Annotated in this window: 7 protein-coding genes, 3 tRNA genes, 4 rRNA genes and 3 pseudogenes; 14 read left to right on the plus strand and 3 right to left on the minus strand. The window is 52.2% G+C overall.

Translation table 11 applies throughout. The annotated features are described in order from the left end of the window. Window positions 1-19 precede the first annotated feature (19 nt). The 3 genes and pseudogenes from ACQ86O_RS07540 (at window position 20) to aroE (ending at window position 1,969) form a co-directional block, all read left to right on the plus strand. Window positions 20-565, plus strand: a complete 546-nt coding sequence (locus ACQ86O_RS07540) for a topoisomerase DNA-binding C4 zinc finger domain-containing protein (protein WP_431224718.1) — start codon at window positions 20-22, stop codon at window positions 563-565. Window positions 566-572: 7 nt separating this feature from the next. Continuing rightward, window positions 573-1,140, plus strand: a pseudogene (gene tsaC / locus ACQ86O_RS07545) (L-threonylcarbamoyladenylate synthase type 1 TsaC). A gap of 11 nt (window positions 1,141-1,151) precedes the next feature. Continuing rightward, window positions 1,152-1,969 (plus strand): annotated as a pseudogene (gene aroE / locus ACQ86O_RS07550) (shikimate dehydrogenase). 33 nt (window positions 1,970-2,002) lie between these two features. On the opposite strand, the gene ACQ86O_RS07555 reads toward aroE, so the two are convergent. Continuing rightward, entirely contained in the window at window positions 2,003-2,545 is a 543-nt protein-coding gene (locus ACQ86O_RS07555; protein WP_431224719.1) for a gamma carbonic anhydrase family protein, read from the minus strand. 515 nt (window positions 2,546-3,060) lie between these two features. On the opposite strand from ACQ86O_RS07555, the gene ACQ86O_RS07560 reads away from it, so the two are divergent. The 11 genes and pseudogenes from ACQ86O_RS07560 to aceK all read left to right on the plus strand — a co-directional run bounded on the left by ACQ86O_RS07560 (window position 3,061) and on the right by aceK (window position 15,126). Next, window positions 3,061-4,602 (plus strand): 16S ribosomal RNA (locus ACQ86O_RS07560). Window positions 4,603-4,676: 74 nt separating this feature from the next. After that, a tRNA-Ile gene (locus ACQ86O_RS07565) sits at window positions 4,677-4,753 on the plus strand. A gap of 149 nt (window positions 4,754-4,902) precedes the next feature. After that, window positions 4,903-4,978 (plus strand) — tRNA-Ala (locus ACQ86O_RS07570). Window positions 4,979-5,322: 344 nt separating this feature from the next. Next, window positions 5,323-8,229 (plus strand): 23S ribosomal RNA (locus ACQ86O_RS07575). A gap of 107 nt (window positions 8,230-8,336) precedes the next feature. Then, window positions 8,337-8,452, plus strand: a 5S ribosomal RNA gene (gene rrf, locus ACQ86O_RS07580). A gap of 13 nt (window positions 8,453-8,465) precedes the next feature. Then, window positions 8,466-8,541, plus strand: a tRNA-Thr gene (locus ACQ86O_RS07585). Between the two features lie 51 nt (window positions 8,542-8,592). After that, window positions 8,593-8,708: ribosomal RNA gene (gene rrf / locus ACQ86O_RS07590) — 5S ribosomal RNA — on the plus strand. Together the 16S, 23S and 5S rRNA genes with 3 tRNA genes alongside form the textbook arrangement of a ribosomal RNA operon. A 312-nt stretch (window positions 8,709-9,020) precedes the next feature. Next, window positions 9,021-9,950, plus strand: a complete 930-nt coding sequence (gene metA, locus ACQ86O_RS07595; protein ID WP_431224720.1) for a homoserine O-succinyltransferase MetA — start codon at window positions 9,021-9,023, stop codon at window positions 9,948-9,950. 388 nt (window positions 9,951-10,338) lie between these two features. Next, window positions 10,339-11,936: pseudogene (gene aceB / locus ACQ86O_RS07600) on the plus strand (malate synthase A). 46 nt (window positions 11,937-11,982) lie between these two features. Continuing rightward, window positions 11,983-13,290 carry an isocitrate lyase gene (gene aceA, locus ACQ86O_RS07605; protein ID WP_431224721.1) on the plus strand — a complete coding sequence of 436 codons (1,308 nt, stop codon included), beginning with the start codon at window positions 11,983-11,985 and terminating at the stop codon, window positions 13,288-13,290. A 75-nt stretch (window positions 13,291-13,365) separates the two neighbouring features. Beyond that, window positions 13,366-15,126, plus strand: a complete 1,761-nt coding sequence (aceK, locus tag ACQ86O_RS07610; protein ID WP_431224722.1) for a bifunctional isocitrate dehydrogenase kinase/phosphatase — start codon at window positions 13,366-13,368, stop codon at window positions 15,124-15,126. Between the two features lie 33 nt (window positions 15,127-15,159). On the opposite strand, the gene edd is transcribed toward aceK, so the two are convergent. After that, the gene (gene edd, locus ACQ86O_RS07615; protein ID WP_431224723.1) at window positions 15,160-16,974 is read right to left on the minus strand and encodes a phosphogluconate dehydratase; all 1,815 of its coding nucleotides are present in this window, start codon (window positions 16,972-16,974) and stop codon (window positions 15,160-15,162) included. Then, a complete protein-coding gene (gene gntK / locus ACQ86O_RS07620; protein WP_431224724.1) occupies window positions 16,971-17,504 on the minus strand; it encodes a gluconokinase in 534 nt (177 codons plus the stop codon). The genes edd and gntK overlap by 4 nt, the downstream gene beginning before the upstream one ends. Window positions 17,505-17,692 lie beyond the last annotated feature (188 nt).

Below are 17,692 nucleotides of genomic sequence, written 5' to 3' on the forward strand. Positions count from 1 at the left end.
ACAAACATATGAAGAAGTTATGACAAAAACCGCGATTTTTGCCGCCAGGCAAAATGAACCTTGTCCGGAATGCGGGGCCGAACTGGTGATCCGTAGTGGTCGCCACGGCCCCTTTCTTGGCTGTTCCCAATATCCTGCATGCCAATATATTCGGCCTTTAAAAGCGCAGGCTGACGGCCATATTGTCAAAGTTCTGGAGGGCCAGGAATGCCCGAAGTGTCAGGCGACTCTGGTGCTGCGCCAAGGGCGTTATGGGATGTTTATCGGGTGTAGCCACTATCCTGAATGCGATCATACTGAAGTGATCGACAAACCGGATGAAACCAGCATCGCTTGTCCTCAGTGTGGTCAAGGCAAACTGCTGCAGCGTAAGTCCCGTTTTGGCAAAGTGTTCCACTGTTGCGATCGCTACCCTGAATGCCAATTTGTCCTCAATTTTAAACCTGTCGCCGGTGAATGTGCCTATTGTCACTATCCGTTACTGATGGAAAAGCGCACGGCAAAAGGCCCGACGCTTTGTTGCGCCAGTAAACTGTGCGGAAAACCCGTCGCAATCACAGAATAATCACGCCATGAGCTCAGAACACATTTCCTCATTCATCCCAATTATTACCGCGCTGGAAAATCAGCAAGTTATCGCTTATCCCACAGAAGCCGTATTTGGCCTTGGGTGTGATCCTGATAGCGAACAGGCCGTCAGGGAGTTGCTGGCCTTGAAACAGCGCCCTTGGGAAAAGGGTCTGATCCTGATAGCTGCTGATTATGCGCAGCTAACGCTTTATATTGACGACAGCTTGCTGAGTGATCGGCAGCGTAGCGCAATTTTTGCTACCTGGCCCGGTCCGGTAACCTGGGTGATCCCGGCCAAATCACAAACGCCACGTTTTCTTACCGGGCAGTTCAGTTCGCTGGCGGTTCGCGTCAGCGATCATCCTCTGGTGCAGCAACTCTGTCGTCAATTTGGCAAACCACTGGTTTCTACCAGTGCCAACCTAAGTGGTAAGGAGCCATGCCGTACCGTTGCAGAAGTGATGCAGCAGTTTGGTGGTTCTTTCCCGATATTGGCAGGTAACGTGGGGGAGATTGAACCCTTCTGAAATAAAAGATGCTTTGACCGGTGAGCTGATCCGACAGGGCTAGAGGTTAGGTGTATGGAGAAGTTCGCGGTATTAGGTAATCCCATTGTTCATAGTAAGTCTCCCCGTATCCATGCGCTTTTCGCACAGCAAACGGGGATCGAGCACCCTTATGGCGCCGTGTTGGCCCCGTTAGAAGAGTTCGACTCCACTTTACAACAGTTTATTGCTGCTGGTGGCAAAGGGGCCAATATCACCGTGCCGTTTAAAGAACGTGCCTATGAGTTGGCCACCGAGCTGAGTGAAAGGGCTGCAATGGCCGGTGCGGTAAATACGCTCAAGATATTGCCAGGTGGGCAGTTGTCAGGAGATAACACCGATGGCATTGGTTTACTGTCGGATCTGGAATGTCAGCAACTTATACGGCCAAACGACCGTGTGCTGCTGATTGGGGCCGGTGGTGCTGCGCGAGGCGTTATTTTACCGTTGCTATCTTTTGGTTGTGAGGTGGTACTGACTAATCGGACATTTAGCCGGGCGCAGAAATTGGCCGAGGTGTTCCAACATCTGGGGGAGATCGTCGCTTTGCCGATGGATCGTCTTGATCAACAGCATTTCGACTTAGTGATCAATGCTACCGCTGCTGGGATCAACGGCGAGATCCCGGCTCTGCCTGACAGCATCGTGAATAGCTCAACCCGCTGTTATGACATGTTCTACCAGCAAGGCATTACTCCCTTCTTGGCTTGGGCACAGCAACTGGGTGTGCAACAGTACGCCGATGGTTTGGGAATGCTGGTGGCGCAGGCTGCACATGCTTTCTTTTTTGGCACGGCGTTATGCCGGAGATCGAACCGGTGTTGCAGCAACTGCGTAAGGAAATGGCGGTTTGAGATTTGCCCCGCTCTGTTAAGCAGGGCGGGTGGTCAGATATCTTCGGAAAGGTATTCGTCTTTCCAACGGACATAGTTATTGGCGGAGTAGAGTAAACCCTCTAATTCTTCTGGGGTTAAAGGGCGGATTCGGCGTGCAGGGCTACCAACATATAAGTAGCCACTTTCCAGGCGTTTGCCGGGGGCGACGAGGCTACCTGCACCAATCATCACATCATCTTCTATTATTGCACCATCAAGCAGAATTGACCCCATCCCAACCAGAACGCGATTACCGATGCTGCAACCGTGCAGCATCGCTTTGTGCCCAACCGTGACGTCTTCGCCAATCAATAGAGGAAAACCCGCCGGGTTATAATTGGATTGATGTGTGACATGCAGAACACTGCCGTCCTGAATATTGCTGCGTGCGCCGATCTTCACCGCATTAACATCACCGCGGATGGCTACCAGGGGCCAGATGCTCACATCATCAGCCAGTTCAACGTTGCCGATCACTACGCTGGAAGGATCGATCATGACGCGCAGGCCAATTTGAGGGGAGTAATGAAGATAAGAACGCACATTATTGGACATGGTAAAGCCTCACATCAGGATCATATTACCGGCAATACTAGACTCTGATGGTGGAATTACAATCGTTCTACCGTGCGGATCCCTTGTTAAATGACCTCGATCGGGCAAGATCCACACGAAAGGGCTGAAAAGTGCGCAGTCAGTGAGAAAAGATCTAAAAAGGGGTTGTGGAAAAAACAAGGATCCCTATAATGCGCCTCCATCGACACGGAACATGTGAACAACTTCACAGAGTCTCCGGGGGTCGCAGAGAAAAACCTGAAATTAAGGTTGACTCTGAAAGAGGAAAGCGTATTATACGCCACCTCGAGTTAGCAAGCGAAAGCGCGTAACTCACTGCTCTTTAACAATTTATCAGACAATCTGTGTGGGCACTCACAAGACGATATCCAGCCACCTCGGTGGCAAAAAAATATCAAGTCTTGAAGAGTGACCAAGCAGTAATTCATGCGAATGAATTATTACGAAAGTTAATTTTCGAGCATCGCTGCACGAGTTGCAGCAAATCAAGCTTTTAATTGAAGAGTTTGATCATGGCTCAGATTGAACGCTGGCGGCAGGCCTAACACATGCAAGTCGAGCGGTAGCACAGGAGAGCTTGCTCTCTGGGTGACGAGCGGCGGACGGGTGAGTAATGTCTGGGAAACTGCCCGATGGAGGGGGATAACTACTGGAAACGGTAGCTAATACCGCATAACGTCTTCGGACCAAAGTGGGGGACCTTCGGGCCTCACACCATCGGATGTGCCCAGATGGGATTAGCTAGTAGGTGGGGTAATGGCTCACCTAGGCGACGATCCCTAGCTGGTCTGAGAGGATGACCAGCCACACTGGAACTGAGACACGGTCCAGACTCCTACGGGAGGCAGCAGTGGGGAATATTGCACAATGGGCGCAAGCCTGATGCAGCCATGCCGCGTGTGTGAAGAAGGCCTTCGGGTTGTAAAGCACTTTCAGCGAGGAGGAAGGGTTCAGTGTTAATAGCACTGGGCATTGACGTTACTCGCAGAAGAAGCACCGGCTAACTCCGTGCCAGCAGCCGCGGTAATACGGAGGGTGCAAGCGTTAATCGGAATTACTGGGCGTAAAGCGCACGCAGGCGGTTTGTTAAGTCAGATGTGAAATCCCCGAGCTTAACTTGGGAACTGCATTTGAAACTGGCAAGCTAGAGTCTTGTAGAGGGGGTAGAATTCCAGGTGTAGCGGTGAAATGCGTAGAGATCTGGAGGAATACCGGTGGCGAAGGCGGCCCCCTGGACAAAGACTGACGCTCAGGTGCGAAAGCGTGGGGAGCAAACAGGATTAGATACCCTGGTAGTCCACGCTGTAAACGATGTCGACTTGGAGGTTGTGCCCTTGAGGCGTGGCTTCCGGAGCTAACGCGTTAAGTCGACCGCCTGGGGAGTACGGCCGCAAGGTTAAAACTCAAATGAATTGACGGGGGCCCGCACAAGCGGTGGAGCATGTGGTTTAATTCGATGCAACGCGAAGAACCTTACCTACTCTTGACATCCACAGAATTCGCTAGAGATAGCTTAGTGCCTTCGGGAACTGTGAGACAGGTGCTGCATGGCTGTCGTCAGCTCGTGTTGTGAAATGTTGGGTTAAGTCCCGCAACGAGCGCAACCCTTATCCTTTGTTGCCAGCACGTCATGGTGGGAACTCAAAGGAGACTGCCGGTGATAAACCGGAGGAAGGTGGGGATGACGTCAAGTCATCATGGCCCTTACGAGTAGGGCTACACACGTGCTACAATGGCATATACAAAGAGAAGCGAACTCGCGAGAGCAAGCGGACCTCATAAAGTATGTCGTAGTCCGGATCGGAGTCTGCAACTCGACTCCGTGAAGTCGGAATCGCTAGTAATCGTAGATCAGAATGCTACGGTGAATACGTTCCCGGGCCTTGTACACACCGCCCGTCACACCATGGGAGTGGGTTGCAAAAGAAGTAGGTAGCTTAACCTTCGGGAGGGCGCTTACCACTTTGTGATTCATGACTGGGGTGAAGTCGTAACAAGGTAACCGTAGGGGAACCTGCGGTTGGATCACCTCCTTACCTAAAGATATTGGTTGAGTGCAGTGTCCACACAGATTGTCTGATGAAAAAGTAACGAGCAGGAAACCCTTTATAGGCTTGTAGCTCAGGTGGTTAGAGCGCACCCCTGATAAGGGTGAGGTCGGTGGTTCAAGTCCACTCAGGCCTACCAAATTTCTTCTCATGCTGCGTGATGTGCGCGGTCGTTTACCGAAGTAAACTGCCCTTTCACATGCCTTGCCTGAAAAGAAATTACATTTGCATTTTAAGGCGAATGTAACTCTCCGAGTGGTAAATAAAGGTTTCTGCCAGTGACTGTATGGGGCTATAGCTCAGCTGGGAGAGCGCCTGCCTTGCACGCAGGAGGTCAGCGGTTCGATCCCGCTTAGCTCCACCATATAGTCCTCGAAGAATACTTCAGAGTGTACTGGTGACAGTATGCTGCGAAGTATTTTGCTCTTTAACAATCTGGAACAAGCTGAAAATTGAAACATGACAGCTGAAACTTATCCCTCCGTAGAACTATTGGGGTAAGCAGTAACCTGTCATAGAGTCTCTCAAATAATTGCAATGCGAAGGTCATCTTCCTTGTTGCAGTGTGAGCGAGAAGATACTCGGCAAGGCGTACCGCGCACAGCAACCGCAGTGGACTTAAGGTCCATGAGGATTGCGCGCACGGAACAACGCAGCAGAGTGTGTTCGCAGCCACACCAATAAAGAAAAGACACTTTCGGGTTGTGAGGTTAAGTGACTAAGCGTACACGGTGGATGCCTAGGCAGTCAGAGGCGATGAAGGGCGTGCTAATCTGCGAAAAGTGTCGGTAAGCTGATATGAAGCGTTATAACCGGCAATACCCGAATGGGGAAACCCAGTGCAATCCGTTGCACTATCGTATGGTGAATACATAGCCATACGAGGCGAACCGGGGGAACTGAAACATCTAAGTACCCCGAGGAAAAGAAATCAACCGAGATTCCCCCAGTAGCGGCGAGCGAACGGGGAGGAGCCCAGAACCTGAATCAGTTTGTGTGTTAGTGGAAGCGTCTGGAAAGTCGCGCAGCAAAGGGTGATAGCCCCGTACACTAAAATGCACAAGGTGTGAGTTCGATGAGTAGGGCGGGACACGTGACATCCTGTCTGAATATGGGGGGACCATCCTCCAAGGCTAAATACTCCTGACTGACCGATAGTGAACCAGTACCGTGAGGGAAAGGCGAAAAGAACCCCGGCGAGGGGAGTGAAATAGAACCTGAAACCGTGTACGTACAAGCAGTGGGAGCCTACTTTGTTGGGTGACTGCGTACCTTTTGTATAATGGGTCAGCGACTTATATTTTGTAGCAAGGTTAACCGTATAGGGGAGCCGTAGGGAAACCGAGTCTTAACTGGGCGAATAGTTGCAAGGTATAGACCCGAAACCCGGTGATCTAGCCATGGGCAGGTTGAAGGTTGGGTAACACTAACTGGAGGACCGAACCGACTAATGTTGAAAAATTAGCGGATGACTTGTGGCTGGGGGTGAAAGGCCAATCAAACCGGGAGATAGCTGGTTCTCCCCGAAAGCTATTTAGGTAGCGCCTCGTGAACTCATCTTCGGGGGTAGAGCACTGTTTCGGCTAGGGGGCCATCCCGGCTTACCAAACCGATGCAAACTCCGAATACCGAAGAATGTTATCACGGGAGACACACGGCGGGTGCTAACGTCCGTCGTGAAGAGGGAAACAACCCAGACCGCCAGCTAAGGTCCCAAAGTCATGGTTAAGTGGGAAACGATGTGGGAAGGCATAGACAGCCAGGATGTTGGCTTAGAAGCAGCCATCATTTAAAGAAAGCGTAATAGCTCACTGGTCGAGTCGGCCTGCGCGGAAGATGTAACGGGGCTAAACCATGCACCGAAGCTGCGGCAGCAACGCTTAGGCGTTGTTGGGTAGGGGAGCGTTCTGTAAGCCGTTGAAGGTGGACTGTGAGGTCTGCTGGAGGTATCAGAAGTGCGAATGCTGACATAAGTAACGATAAAGCGGGTGAAAAACCCGCTCGCCGGAAGACCAAGGGTTCCTGTCCAACGTTAATCGGGGCAGGGTGAGTCGACCCCTAAGGCGAGGCCGAAAGGCGTAGTCGATGGGAAACGGGTTAATATTCCCGTACTCGGTGTTACTGCGAAGGGGGACGGAGAAGGCTAGGCTAGCCGGGCGACGGTTGTCCCGGTTTAAGCGTGTAGGGGGTGTTCCTGGTAAATCCGGAATGCTATTAACCCTGAGGCGTGATGACGATGCACTACGGTGCAGAAGTAGTTGATGCCAAGCTTCCAGGAAAAGCCTCTAAGCATCAGGTAACATTGAATCGTACCCCAAACCGACACAGGTGGTCAGGTAGAGAATACTCAGGCGCTTGAGAGAACTCGGGTGAAGGAACTAGGCAAAATGGTGCCGTAACTTCGGGAGAAGGCACGCTGGCGCGTAGGTGAAAGGATTGACTCCTGGAGCTGAAGCCAGTCGCAGATACCAGCTGGCTGCAACTGTTTAATAAAAACACAGCACTGTGCAAACACGAAAGTGGACGTATACGGTGTGACGCCTGCCCGGTGCTGGAAGGTTAATTGATGGGGTCAGCCGCAAGGCGAAGCTCTTGATCGAAGCCCCAGTAAACGGCGGCCGTAACTATAACGGTCCTAAGGTAGCGAAATTCCTTGTCGGGTAAGTTCCGACCTGCACGAATGGCGTAATGATGGCCAGGCTGTCTCCACCCGAGACTCAGTGAAATTGAACTCGCTGTGAAGATGCAGTGTACCCGCGGCAAGACGGAAAGACCCCGTGAACCTTTACTATAGCTTGACACTGAACATTGAGCCTTGATGTGTAGGATAGGTGGGAGGCTTTGAAGTGTGGACGCCAGTCTGCATGGAGCCAACCTTGAAATACCACCCTTTAATGTTTGATGTTCTAACTCGGCCCCATAATCTGGGGTGAGGACAGTGTCTGGTGGGTAGTTTGACTGGGGCGGTCTCCTCCCAAAGAGTAACGGAGGAGCACGAAGGTTAGCTAATCACGGTCGGACATCGTGAGGTTAGTGCAAAGGCATAAGCTAGCTTGACTGCGAGAGTGACGGCTCGAGCAGGTACGAAAGTAGGTCTTAGTGATCCGGTGGTTCTGAATGGAAGGGCCATCGCTCAACGGATAAAAGGTACTCCGGGGATAACAGGCTGATACCGCCCAAGAGTTCATATCGACGGCGGTGTTTGGCACCTCGATGTCGGCTCATCACATCCTGGGGCTGAAGTAGGTCCCAAGGGTATGGCTGTTCGCCATTTAAAGTGGTACGCGAGCTGGGTTTAGAACGTCGTGAGACAGTTCGGTCCCTATCTGCCGTGGGCGTTGGAAGATTGAGAGGGGTTGCTCCTAGTACGAGAGGACCGGAGTGAACGCACCCCTGGTGTTCGGGTTGTCATGCCAATGGCACTGCCCGGTAGCTACGTGCGGAAAAGATAAGCGCTGAAAGCATCTAAGCGCGAAACTTGCCTCGAGATGAGTCTTCCCTGGGCCTTTAAGGTCCCTGAAGGAACGTTTAAGACTAAGACGTTGATAGGCTGGGTGTGTAAGTGCAGCGATGCATTGAGCTAACCAGTACTAATGAACCGTGAGGCTTAACCTTACAACACCGAAGGTGTTTTAGAGAGATGAGAATTGATTTTCAGCGAAGTTCCGAGATTGGATTGGCTGGCATGACGGAAGTGATGCGGGTTGATAAAACAGAATTTGCCTGGCGGCCTTAGCGCGGTGGTCCCACCTGACCCCATGCCGAACTCAGAAGTGAAACGCCGTAGCGCCGATGGTAGTGTGGGGTCTCCCCATGCGAGAGTAGGACACTGCCAGGCATCAAATTAGTGTGCTGATATGGCTCAGTTGGTAGAGCGCACCCTTGGTAAGGGTGAGGTCCCCAGTTCGACTCTGGGTATCAGCACCACTTTATTTAAAGTGGTTTAGAAGTTCGGCAAAAAAAGAATTAAAGAATTTGCTTGGCGGCAATAGCGCGGTGGTCCCACCTGACCCCATGCCGAACTCAGAAGTGAAACGCCGTAGCGCCGATGGTAGTGTGGGGTCTCCCCATGCGAGAGTAGGACACTGCCAAGCATCAATTAAAGCAACAAGCCCTACGTGAAAGCGTAGGGCTTTTTGTTTTATACCTAATGAGGCGTCTCAGGACGAGACGAATAATGTAGGGCACTGCCAAGATCAACTCGGCCAAGGGGCCATCCGTAAGGATGGCCTTTTTGCTTTTCTGGCCAACAAAATTGCCTGCGCAAACGCCATCCCAATCCTAATCCCATCCCCGGCAATGAAACATTTTCACCTTTCCGTTGAATCCTCGACATCAGGCTAAAAAAAGCTATCTTCGGGCATCTAGAAGTCTAAACGTATAAACGGATGTGTGAGGGTTAAGCAATGCCGATTCGTGTTCCTGATGAGTTACCTGCGGTCAATTTCTTGCGTGATGAGAATGTTTTTGTCATGACATCCTCACGTGCAAAAACACAGGAAATCAGGCCGTTAAAGGTGCTAATCCTCAACCTGATGCCAAAAAAGATCGAAACTGAAAATCAGTTTCTGCGTTTGCTCTCCAACTCTCCGCTACAGATCGATATCCAACTGCTGCGTATTGATAGCCGCGAGTCGAAGAACACACCTGCAGAACACCTGAATAATTTCTACTGTAACTTTGAAGATATTCAGGAAGAGAACTTTGACGGGTTGATCGTCACCGGTGCGCCGCTCGGCCTGGTCGATTTCTGTGATGTTGCCTATTGGCCGCAGATCGAACGTGTTATCGCCTGGGCCAAGGAACATGTGACTTCCACGCTGTTTGTCTGTTGGGCAGTACAAGCCGCGCTGAACATCCTGTACGGGATCCCGAAGCAGACGCGCGAGGTCAAGCTCTCTGGCGTTTACCAGCATCAGACACTGCAGCAACATGCCTTGTTGACCCGAGGGTTTGATGAGACCTTCCTGGCCCCACATTCACGTTATGCTGACTTCCCAGCGGATATTATCCGCCAGTATACCGATCTGGAGATCCTGGCCGAGTCGGCGCTGGCTGGTGCATATCTATTCGCTAGTCGCGACAAGCGTCTGGCATTTGTGACCGGGCATCCGGAATATGACACTTTAACGCTGGCGGGTGAGTATTGTCGTGATAATGATGCAGGCCTTAACCCGGCCATACCGCTAAATTACTTCCCTGATGATAACCCCGAACTGACGCCAGCAGCCTCATGGCGCAGCCATGGTCATCTGTTGTTTTCCAACTGGTTAAACTACTACGTGTATCAGATCACGCCATTCGATCTGCGCCATATGAATCCTACCCTCGAGTAACATTTCTTTCTTACCTGGTGCGGCTGAATCGAGGCCGCCTTGTAATCCCTTCCTGTTTTCCCTCCCTTCCCTGCAACGTTTCAGCAGAAACAATTCTTTTAAAAACAACCAGCTATAAACCCATCGTTTTTGTAGTGGAACCGGTTTCCTGGTTTGTTATGCATGATAAATATTCTAATTGATTGATAATAAAAGGTTAATAAAATATTTAATAAAAAAATGGAAATCGTTTTTGATTTTTAATTTTTGTTGGTTATTCTAGGGGTAATCGGGATGACATCTGACCAGTCCGAGGTCGCTTTTTCACCGCTGAATTGCCGTGATTTCTGAAAACAATACTTCGCCCAGCCAGCTAGAACGGGGCGAAATGATGGAAAGGATTAACATAATGACGCAACAGATGGTAGGCACGGAATTAACGTTTACACAGGCTTTCGGCGCAGCTGAGCGGCAGGTATTAACGGATGATGCAGTCGACTTCCTGGCGGAACTGGTGGGGCAATTTACCCTTCAGCGCAATAAGCTGTTGGCTGCACGTGCCTGTGGGCAGGAGAAAATCGATCGGGGCGAACTTCCCGATTTTATTTCGGAAACGGATTCCATTCGTAATAGTGAGTGGAAGATCCGCGGTGTCCCCAGCGATTTACGCGACCGGCGGGTAGAGATTACCGGCCCTGTTGAGCGCAAAATGGTGATCAATGCCCTGAACGCCAACGTCAAAGTGTTTATGGCCGATTTTGAAGACTCGCTGGCTCCAAGCTGGGACAAAGTCATTGATGGCCAAATCAACCTGCACGATGCAGTGAATGGCACCATCTCTTATACCAATGAAGCCGGCAAAATTTACCAGCTCAAGCCAAATCCGGCTGTCCTGATCGCCCGTGTGCGCGGTCTGCATCTGCCAGAAAAGCATGTGCAGTGGCAGGGAGAGGCCATTCCGGGAGGGCTGTTCGACTTTGCCCTGTATTTCTTCCATAACTATCGCCAACTGTTGGCAAAAGGTAGTGGCCCGTATTTCTATCTGCCGAAAACCCAGTCATGGCAAGAAGCGGCCTGGTGGAGTGAGGTATTCAGCTTTACTGAAGATCGTTTCGAGCTACCACGCGGCACCATCAAGGCCACCGTATTGATCGAAACCCTGCCAGCAGTATTCCAGATGGACGAGATCCTGTATCACCTGCGTGACCATATCGTCGGGCTGAACTGTGGTCGTTGGGATTACATCTTCAGCTATATCAAAACGCTGAAGAACCATGGCGATCGCGTCTTGCCGGATCGCCAGTCTGTCACCATGAACAAACCGTTCCTCAGCGCCTATTCACGCTTGCTGATCAAAACCTGCCACAAACGCGGTGCCTTTGCGATGGGGGGATGGCGGCATTTATCCCAAGTAAGGACGCAGAACAAAACGCGGTGGTATTGAGCAAGGTTCGTGCCGATAAAGAGCTGGAAGCGACTAATGGCCATGACGGCACCTGGGTTGCGCATCCGGGGCTGGCAGATACGGTGATGGAAGTGTTTAACCGTATCCTTGGCGATCGCCAGAATCAATTGGACGTGCTGCGTGAAAATGACGCTCACATCACTGCGGCCCAGTTGCTGGAACCTTGTGATGGTGAACGTACCGAAACTGGTATGCGCGCCAATATCCGCGTAGCGGTGCAATACATTGAGGCCTGGATCTCCGGCAACGGCTGTGTACCCATTTATGGCCTGATGGAGGATGCCGCTACCGCAGAAATTTCACGCACTTCTATCTGGCAATGGATCCACCACCAGAAAAGCCTGAGCAATGGTCAACTGGTCACCAAAGATCTGTTCCGTCAGATGCTGAAGGAAGAGATGTTGGTCGTCCGTGAGGAAGTAGGCGAGGCGCGTTATCGCGCAGGCCGGTTCGATGAGGCCGCGTGCCTGATGGAACGAATCACCACACAAGATGAATTAATCGATTTCCTGACTCTACCTGGCTATGAATTGCTGGCCTGAAACCGTTCCTGAACATCAACCCTACAAGTCTTGAAAAGGAAAAAATATGACGACCTCTCGTACCCAACAGATCCAACAACTGGAGCAGGAATGGAAATCGGCACGCTGGGAAGGGATTACCCGCCCGTATAGCGCCGAAGATGTGATCAATCTGCGTGGATCGGTAAACCCGGTTTGCACGCTGGCACAAAATGGTGCCGCCAAGCTTTGGGAACTGCTGCACGGTAAATCCCGCAAAGGGTACGTCAACAGCCTTGGAGCGTTGACCGGTGGCCAGGCGCTGCAACAGGCGAAAGCCGGGGTGGAAGCGATTTATCTTTCTGGTTGGCAGGTCGCCGCCGATGCCAACACTGCCGCCGCCATGTATCCAGACCAGTCTCTGTATCCGGTAGATTCCGTTCCGGTAGTGGTAGAGCGCATCAACAACACCTTCCGCCGGGCCGATCAGATCCAGTGGGCGAATCAGATTGAACCGGGCAGCAAGGGGTATACCGATTACTTCCTGCCGATAGTGGCAGATGCAGAAGCCGGGTTCGGCGGTGTCCTCAATGCTTTTGAGCTGATGAAGGCGATGATTGAAGCCGGTGCGGCGGGGGTGCACTTTGAAGATCAACTGGCGGCGGTGAAGAAGTGTGGCCATATGGGCGGCAAGGTGCTGGTGCCGACTCAGGAAGCTATTCAGAAGCTGGTTGCAGCACGATTGGCCGCAGACGTGCTCGGCGTGCCAACTCTGTTGATTGCCCGTACTGATGCTGATGCAGCAGATTTACTGACTTCTGATTGCGATCCATATGACAGCGCCTTTGTGTCTGGCGAACGCACTGCGGAAGGTTTCTACCGTACCCATGCCGGTATTGAGCAGGCGATCAGCCGTGGTCTGGCCTATGCCCCTTACGCCGACCTGGTCTGGTGCGAAACATCAACACCAGATCTGGAAGCGGCCAAACGTTTCGCCGATGCCATCCATGCCAAATTCCCGGGCAAGCTGTTGGCCTATAACTGCTCGCCGTCCTTTAACTGGAAGAAAAACCTGGACGATCAGACCATCGCCCGTTTCCAGGATGAGCTGTCTGCCATGGGCTACAAGTATCAATTCATCACGCTGGCCGGGATCCATAGCATGTGGTTCAACATGTTTGATCTGGCCCACGCATACGCCCGTGGTGAAGGCATGAAGCACTATGTGGAAAAAGTGCAGCAACCGGAATTTGCCGCAGTCGAGCGTGGCTATACCTTCGCCTCGCATCAGCAGGAAGTGGGGACCGGTTACTTCGATAAAGTGACCACCATAATTCAGGGCGGTGCTTCTTCCGTAACGGCGTTGACCGGTTCCACCGAAGAACAGCAGTTCTGATTTTTCAGAGAGAACTTATGCAGGGCTTGGCATGCCAAGCCCTTGTTTCATCGCGTGTTGATGGCAGAGGCAAAGATGGCTGCAAAACTGGAACTGTTGATTGCACAAACGATCCTGCAGGGCTTTGATGCACAATATGGTCGCTTTCTTGAAGTGACCGCCGGTGCGCAACAGCGCTTTGAGCAGGCAGACTGGCCCGCTGTGCAACAGGCGATGAAACAGCGTATCCATCTTTACGATCACCATGTCGGTCTGGTGGTCGAACAATTGAATTGCATTACCGGGCAGAAAATTTACGATACGGATTTCCCAAACCGGGTAAAAGCGGTTTATACCGACCTGTTGCCGGACTATCCACGTTTTGAGATTGCCGAAAGCTTCTTCAACTCGGTTTACTGCCGTTTGTTCAAGCACCGGGATTTAACCCCGGAAAAACTGTTCGTCTTCAGTTCGCAGCCGGAAAGGCGTTTTCGTGATATTCCACGGCCTTTGGCCCGCAACTTTACCCCCAATGGTGATTTGGCGGCCATGCTGCACAGCTTGCTGACCGATTTACCGTTGCGTTTGCCTTGGGAAGATCTGCCACGTGATATCCGCTCTATCTCCCAGGCTCTGCTGCAAACCTTCAGTTCGCAACAATTGGCCGGGATGACGTTCCAAATCGCCAATGAACTGTTCTACCGTAACAAAGCGGCCTGGTTGGTTGGGAAGTTGCGTTTGGCCGACGGTGTTTATCCGTTCCTGCTGCCGATCCATCATAGTGATTCTGGCGCACTGTTTATTGATACCTGCCTGACCAGCAAGGCTGAAGCCAGTATCGTGTTTGGTTTTGCCCGCTCTTATTTTATGGTTTACGCGCCACTGCCAGCCGCGATGGTTGAGTGGTTGCGGGAAATTCTGCCGGGTAAAACCACCGCTGAAATGTATATGGCAATTGGTTGCCAGAAGCATGGCAAAACCGAATGCTACCGCGAATACCTGACCTTTATGGCGCAGTCTCAGGAGCAATTTATTATTGCACCGGGGGTGAAGGGAATGGTGATGTTGGTATTTACCCTGCCGTCTTTTGATCGGGTTTTTAAAATAATCAAAGATGAATTCGCTCCGCAGAAAGAGGTCACCCAGGCGCAGGTAATGGCCTGCTATCAGTTGGTGAAAGAACATGACCGTGTTGGCCGTATGGCCGATACCCAAGAGTATGAGAACTTTGTGGTCGATAAGGCGCGCATCAGCCCGGCACTCCTGGCGGAGTTGCAGCGTGAAGTGCCAGAGAAGCTGGAGGATCTTGGCGATCGCATAGTTATCAAACATCTGTATATGGAACGGCGGATGACGCCGCTGAACCTGTATCTGGAGCAGGCCGACGAGCAGCAGATGCATGATGCTATTGAAGAGTATGGCAATGCGATTAAACAGCTGGCTGCCGCCAACATCTTCCCCGGCGATATGCTGTTCAAGAATTTCGGCGTGACTCGCCATGGCCGTGTGGTGTTCTACGACTATGATGAAATTTGCTATATGACCGAGGTGAATTTCCGTGATATCCCGCCACCGCGCTATCCGGAGGATGAACTGGCCAGTGAACCCTGGTACAGCATTTCACCTAACGACGTCTTCCCCGAAGAGTTCCGCCATTTCCTTTGTGGTGACAGGCGTATTCGGAAAGTCTTTGAAGAAATGCATAGCGATCTGTTTGAAGCGGATTATTGGCGAGGGCTGCAGCAACGCATCAAGGATGGCCATGTAGAAGATGTATTCGCCTACCGTAAAAAACGCCGATTCAGCCAGCGGTTGCCTTCAGGTTATGTGGCGGCTGCCATTGAGCAGGCCGGTTGAAAGTGGGGCCCTGCAATCTGGGCCCCGACTGGGTTAAAAGGCGATGCAGCAAGCACCCTGTTCCGCACCGGAAAGTTGGCTGCGTAAAGCACCGAACAACTCACGGCCACTTCCGACACGTTGATTGCTCAAGTCTGGCTGGGCTGATTCACGTCGTGCAAGCTCTGCTTCATCAACCAGCAGTTGCAGCTCGCCAGTGCGGCCATTCACGCGGATTACGTCACCTGGTTGTACTTTTGCCAGCAGACCGCCGGTGTAGGCTTCCGGGGTGACGTGGATCGCCGCAGGGACTTTGCCAGAAGCGCCAGACAGGCGGCCATCGGTCACCAACGCTACCTTGAAACCACGATCCATCAACACGCCGAGCGGTGGCATCAGTTTATGCAGTTCCGGCATGCCATTGGCCTGTGGGCCCTGGAAGCGCACCACCACCACACAATCCTGGTTCAGCTTACCGGCTTCGAAGGCGGGCACGATATCGTGCTGGCTTTCAAACACTATCGCCGGGGCTTCGATAATCTGGTTATTGGCAGGCACCGCCGAAGTTTTCATAACTGCCCGCCCAAGGTTACCGCAAAGCAACTTGGTCCCACCATGATGCTCGAAAGGGGAGGTGACGCTGGCAATAACGTTGTCGTCTAAAGAACTTTCCGCCCCTTCACGCCAGGCTAGCTGCCCATTGTTCAGCCAGGGTTCTTGGGTATAGCGCTCCAGCCCGAAACCGGCAACGGTATGCACATCCTGATGCAACAGGCCGTTGTTCAGCAGTTCACGTACCACCAGTTGTACGCCTCCTGCAGCCTGGAACTGGTTGATATCCGCCGGGCCGTTGGGATAGATACGGCACAGCAGAGGGACTACATCGGAAAGCTCAGAGAAATCATCCCAGTTAATGATGATTCCCGCGGCCCGCGCCATCGCTACCATATGCATGGTCAGGTTGGTTGACCCTCCAGTAGCCAGCAGCGATACGATACCGTTGACCACGACTTTTTCATCCACCAGTTGGCCTATTGGCAGATAATTACCGGCGGTTTCGGTCAGGCGCGTCACCTGGCGGGCTGCGGCATCATTCAGGGCCTCACGCAGTGGTGTATCCGGGTGGATGAAGGAGGCACCGGGCAGGTGTAGCCCCATGACCTCCATGATCATCTGGTTGGTGTTGGCGGTGCCGTAGAAGGTACAGGTACCTATACCGTGGTAAGAAGCGGCCTCTGCTTCCAGCAGGGCGTGGCGGTCGGCTTTGCCTTCGGCATACAGCTGGCGCACCCGCACTTTCTCTTTATTTGGCAACCCGCTGCTCATTGGCCCGGCGGACACAAATATTGCGGGGAGATGGCCGAAGGACAGGGCCGACATCACCAACCCCGGCACAATCTTGTCACAGATCCCCAGGAACAATGCCCCATCGAACATATTGTGCGAAAGCCCAATGGCGGCTGACATGGCAATCACATCGCGGCTCATCAACGAAAGTTCCATACCGTCCTGCCCTTGCGTCACGCCATCGCACATGGCGGGGACGCCACCGGCAACCTGGCCCACCGCCCCGACCTGGTGCAACGCCTGTTTCAGCCGTTGCGGATAGCTTTCATAAGGCTGGTGGGCGGAGAGCATATCGTTGTAGGCGGTAATGATGGCGATATCGCTGCGCACCATATTTTTTAGTGCATTTTTATCTTCGGGCTGACAGGCGGCAAAGCCGTGTGCCAGATTGCCACAGGCTAACTGTGAGCGATGTACGGTCTGCGTTCGGGCAGCGTCGATACGCTCCAGATAGGCAGTGCGGCTGGGTTGCGAACGTTCAATAATGCGTTGTGTAACTCGGGCCAGGGTGTGGCTAATCATACCGTCCTCACATTACAGTCTTGGATATATCGAACGGTATCGGCAATCACTGCATCCAGAGGTTGGTCGATATCGATGCTCTTCACGTCGTTCTCATCGTTACCCGGCTGTTCCAGCGTAGCGAACTGCGTTATCAGCATTTGCGGTTTGAAGAAATGCCCCTTGCGGGCCGCCAGGCGCGCCTCAATCACCGTTAAATCGCCATGCAGATAGATAAACGACAGGTTGCTGTTACCAGCACGCAGCCGATCGCGATAATGCTTTTTCAGCGCAGAACAAACGATAATTGACACCGCATTGGTACGCTGCATGGCAAAGGCGGCATCGTTCAATGCGGCCAGCCAAGGTGCACGATCCTGGTCATTCAACGGTTCGCCGGATGCCATTTTCTGAATATTGCTGCGTGGATGTAGAAAATCACCGTCAAGGAAATTGGCGGATAACTGCTGGGCAACAGCACTGGCGACGGCGGATTTACCACTGCCGGAAACGCCCATAATGACGTAAATTCGGTTCTGGTTGTTGGTCATGGCTTGTTACTCCCCTCCTGCGCTGTATTGCAATGTTACCGGTAACATGTTATCGGTAACATTGTCGGGGAAGTTATTCAAGTTGCAATCGGCTTTAGTCGTCAGGATCGTTAACTGTGATCGATTTCATACTTTTGAGGGGGAGCTAAACAAACTGTCTACCGGGCGTCACAGAAATATAACAGAGG

Source organism: Serratia sp. L9, from assembly GCF_050632285.1.
GTDB lineage: Bacteria > Pseudomonadota > Gammaproteobacteria > Enterobacterales > Enterobacteriaceae > Chania.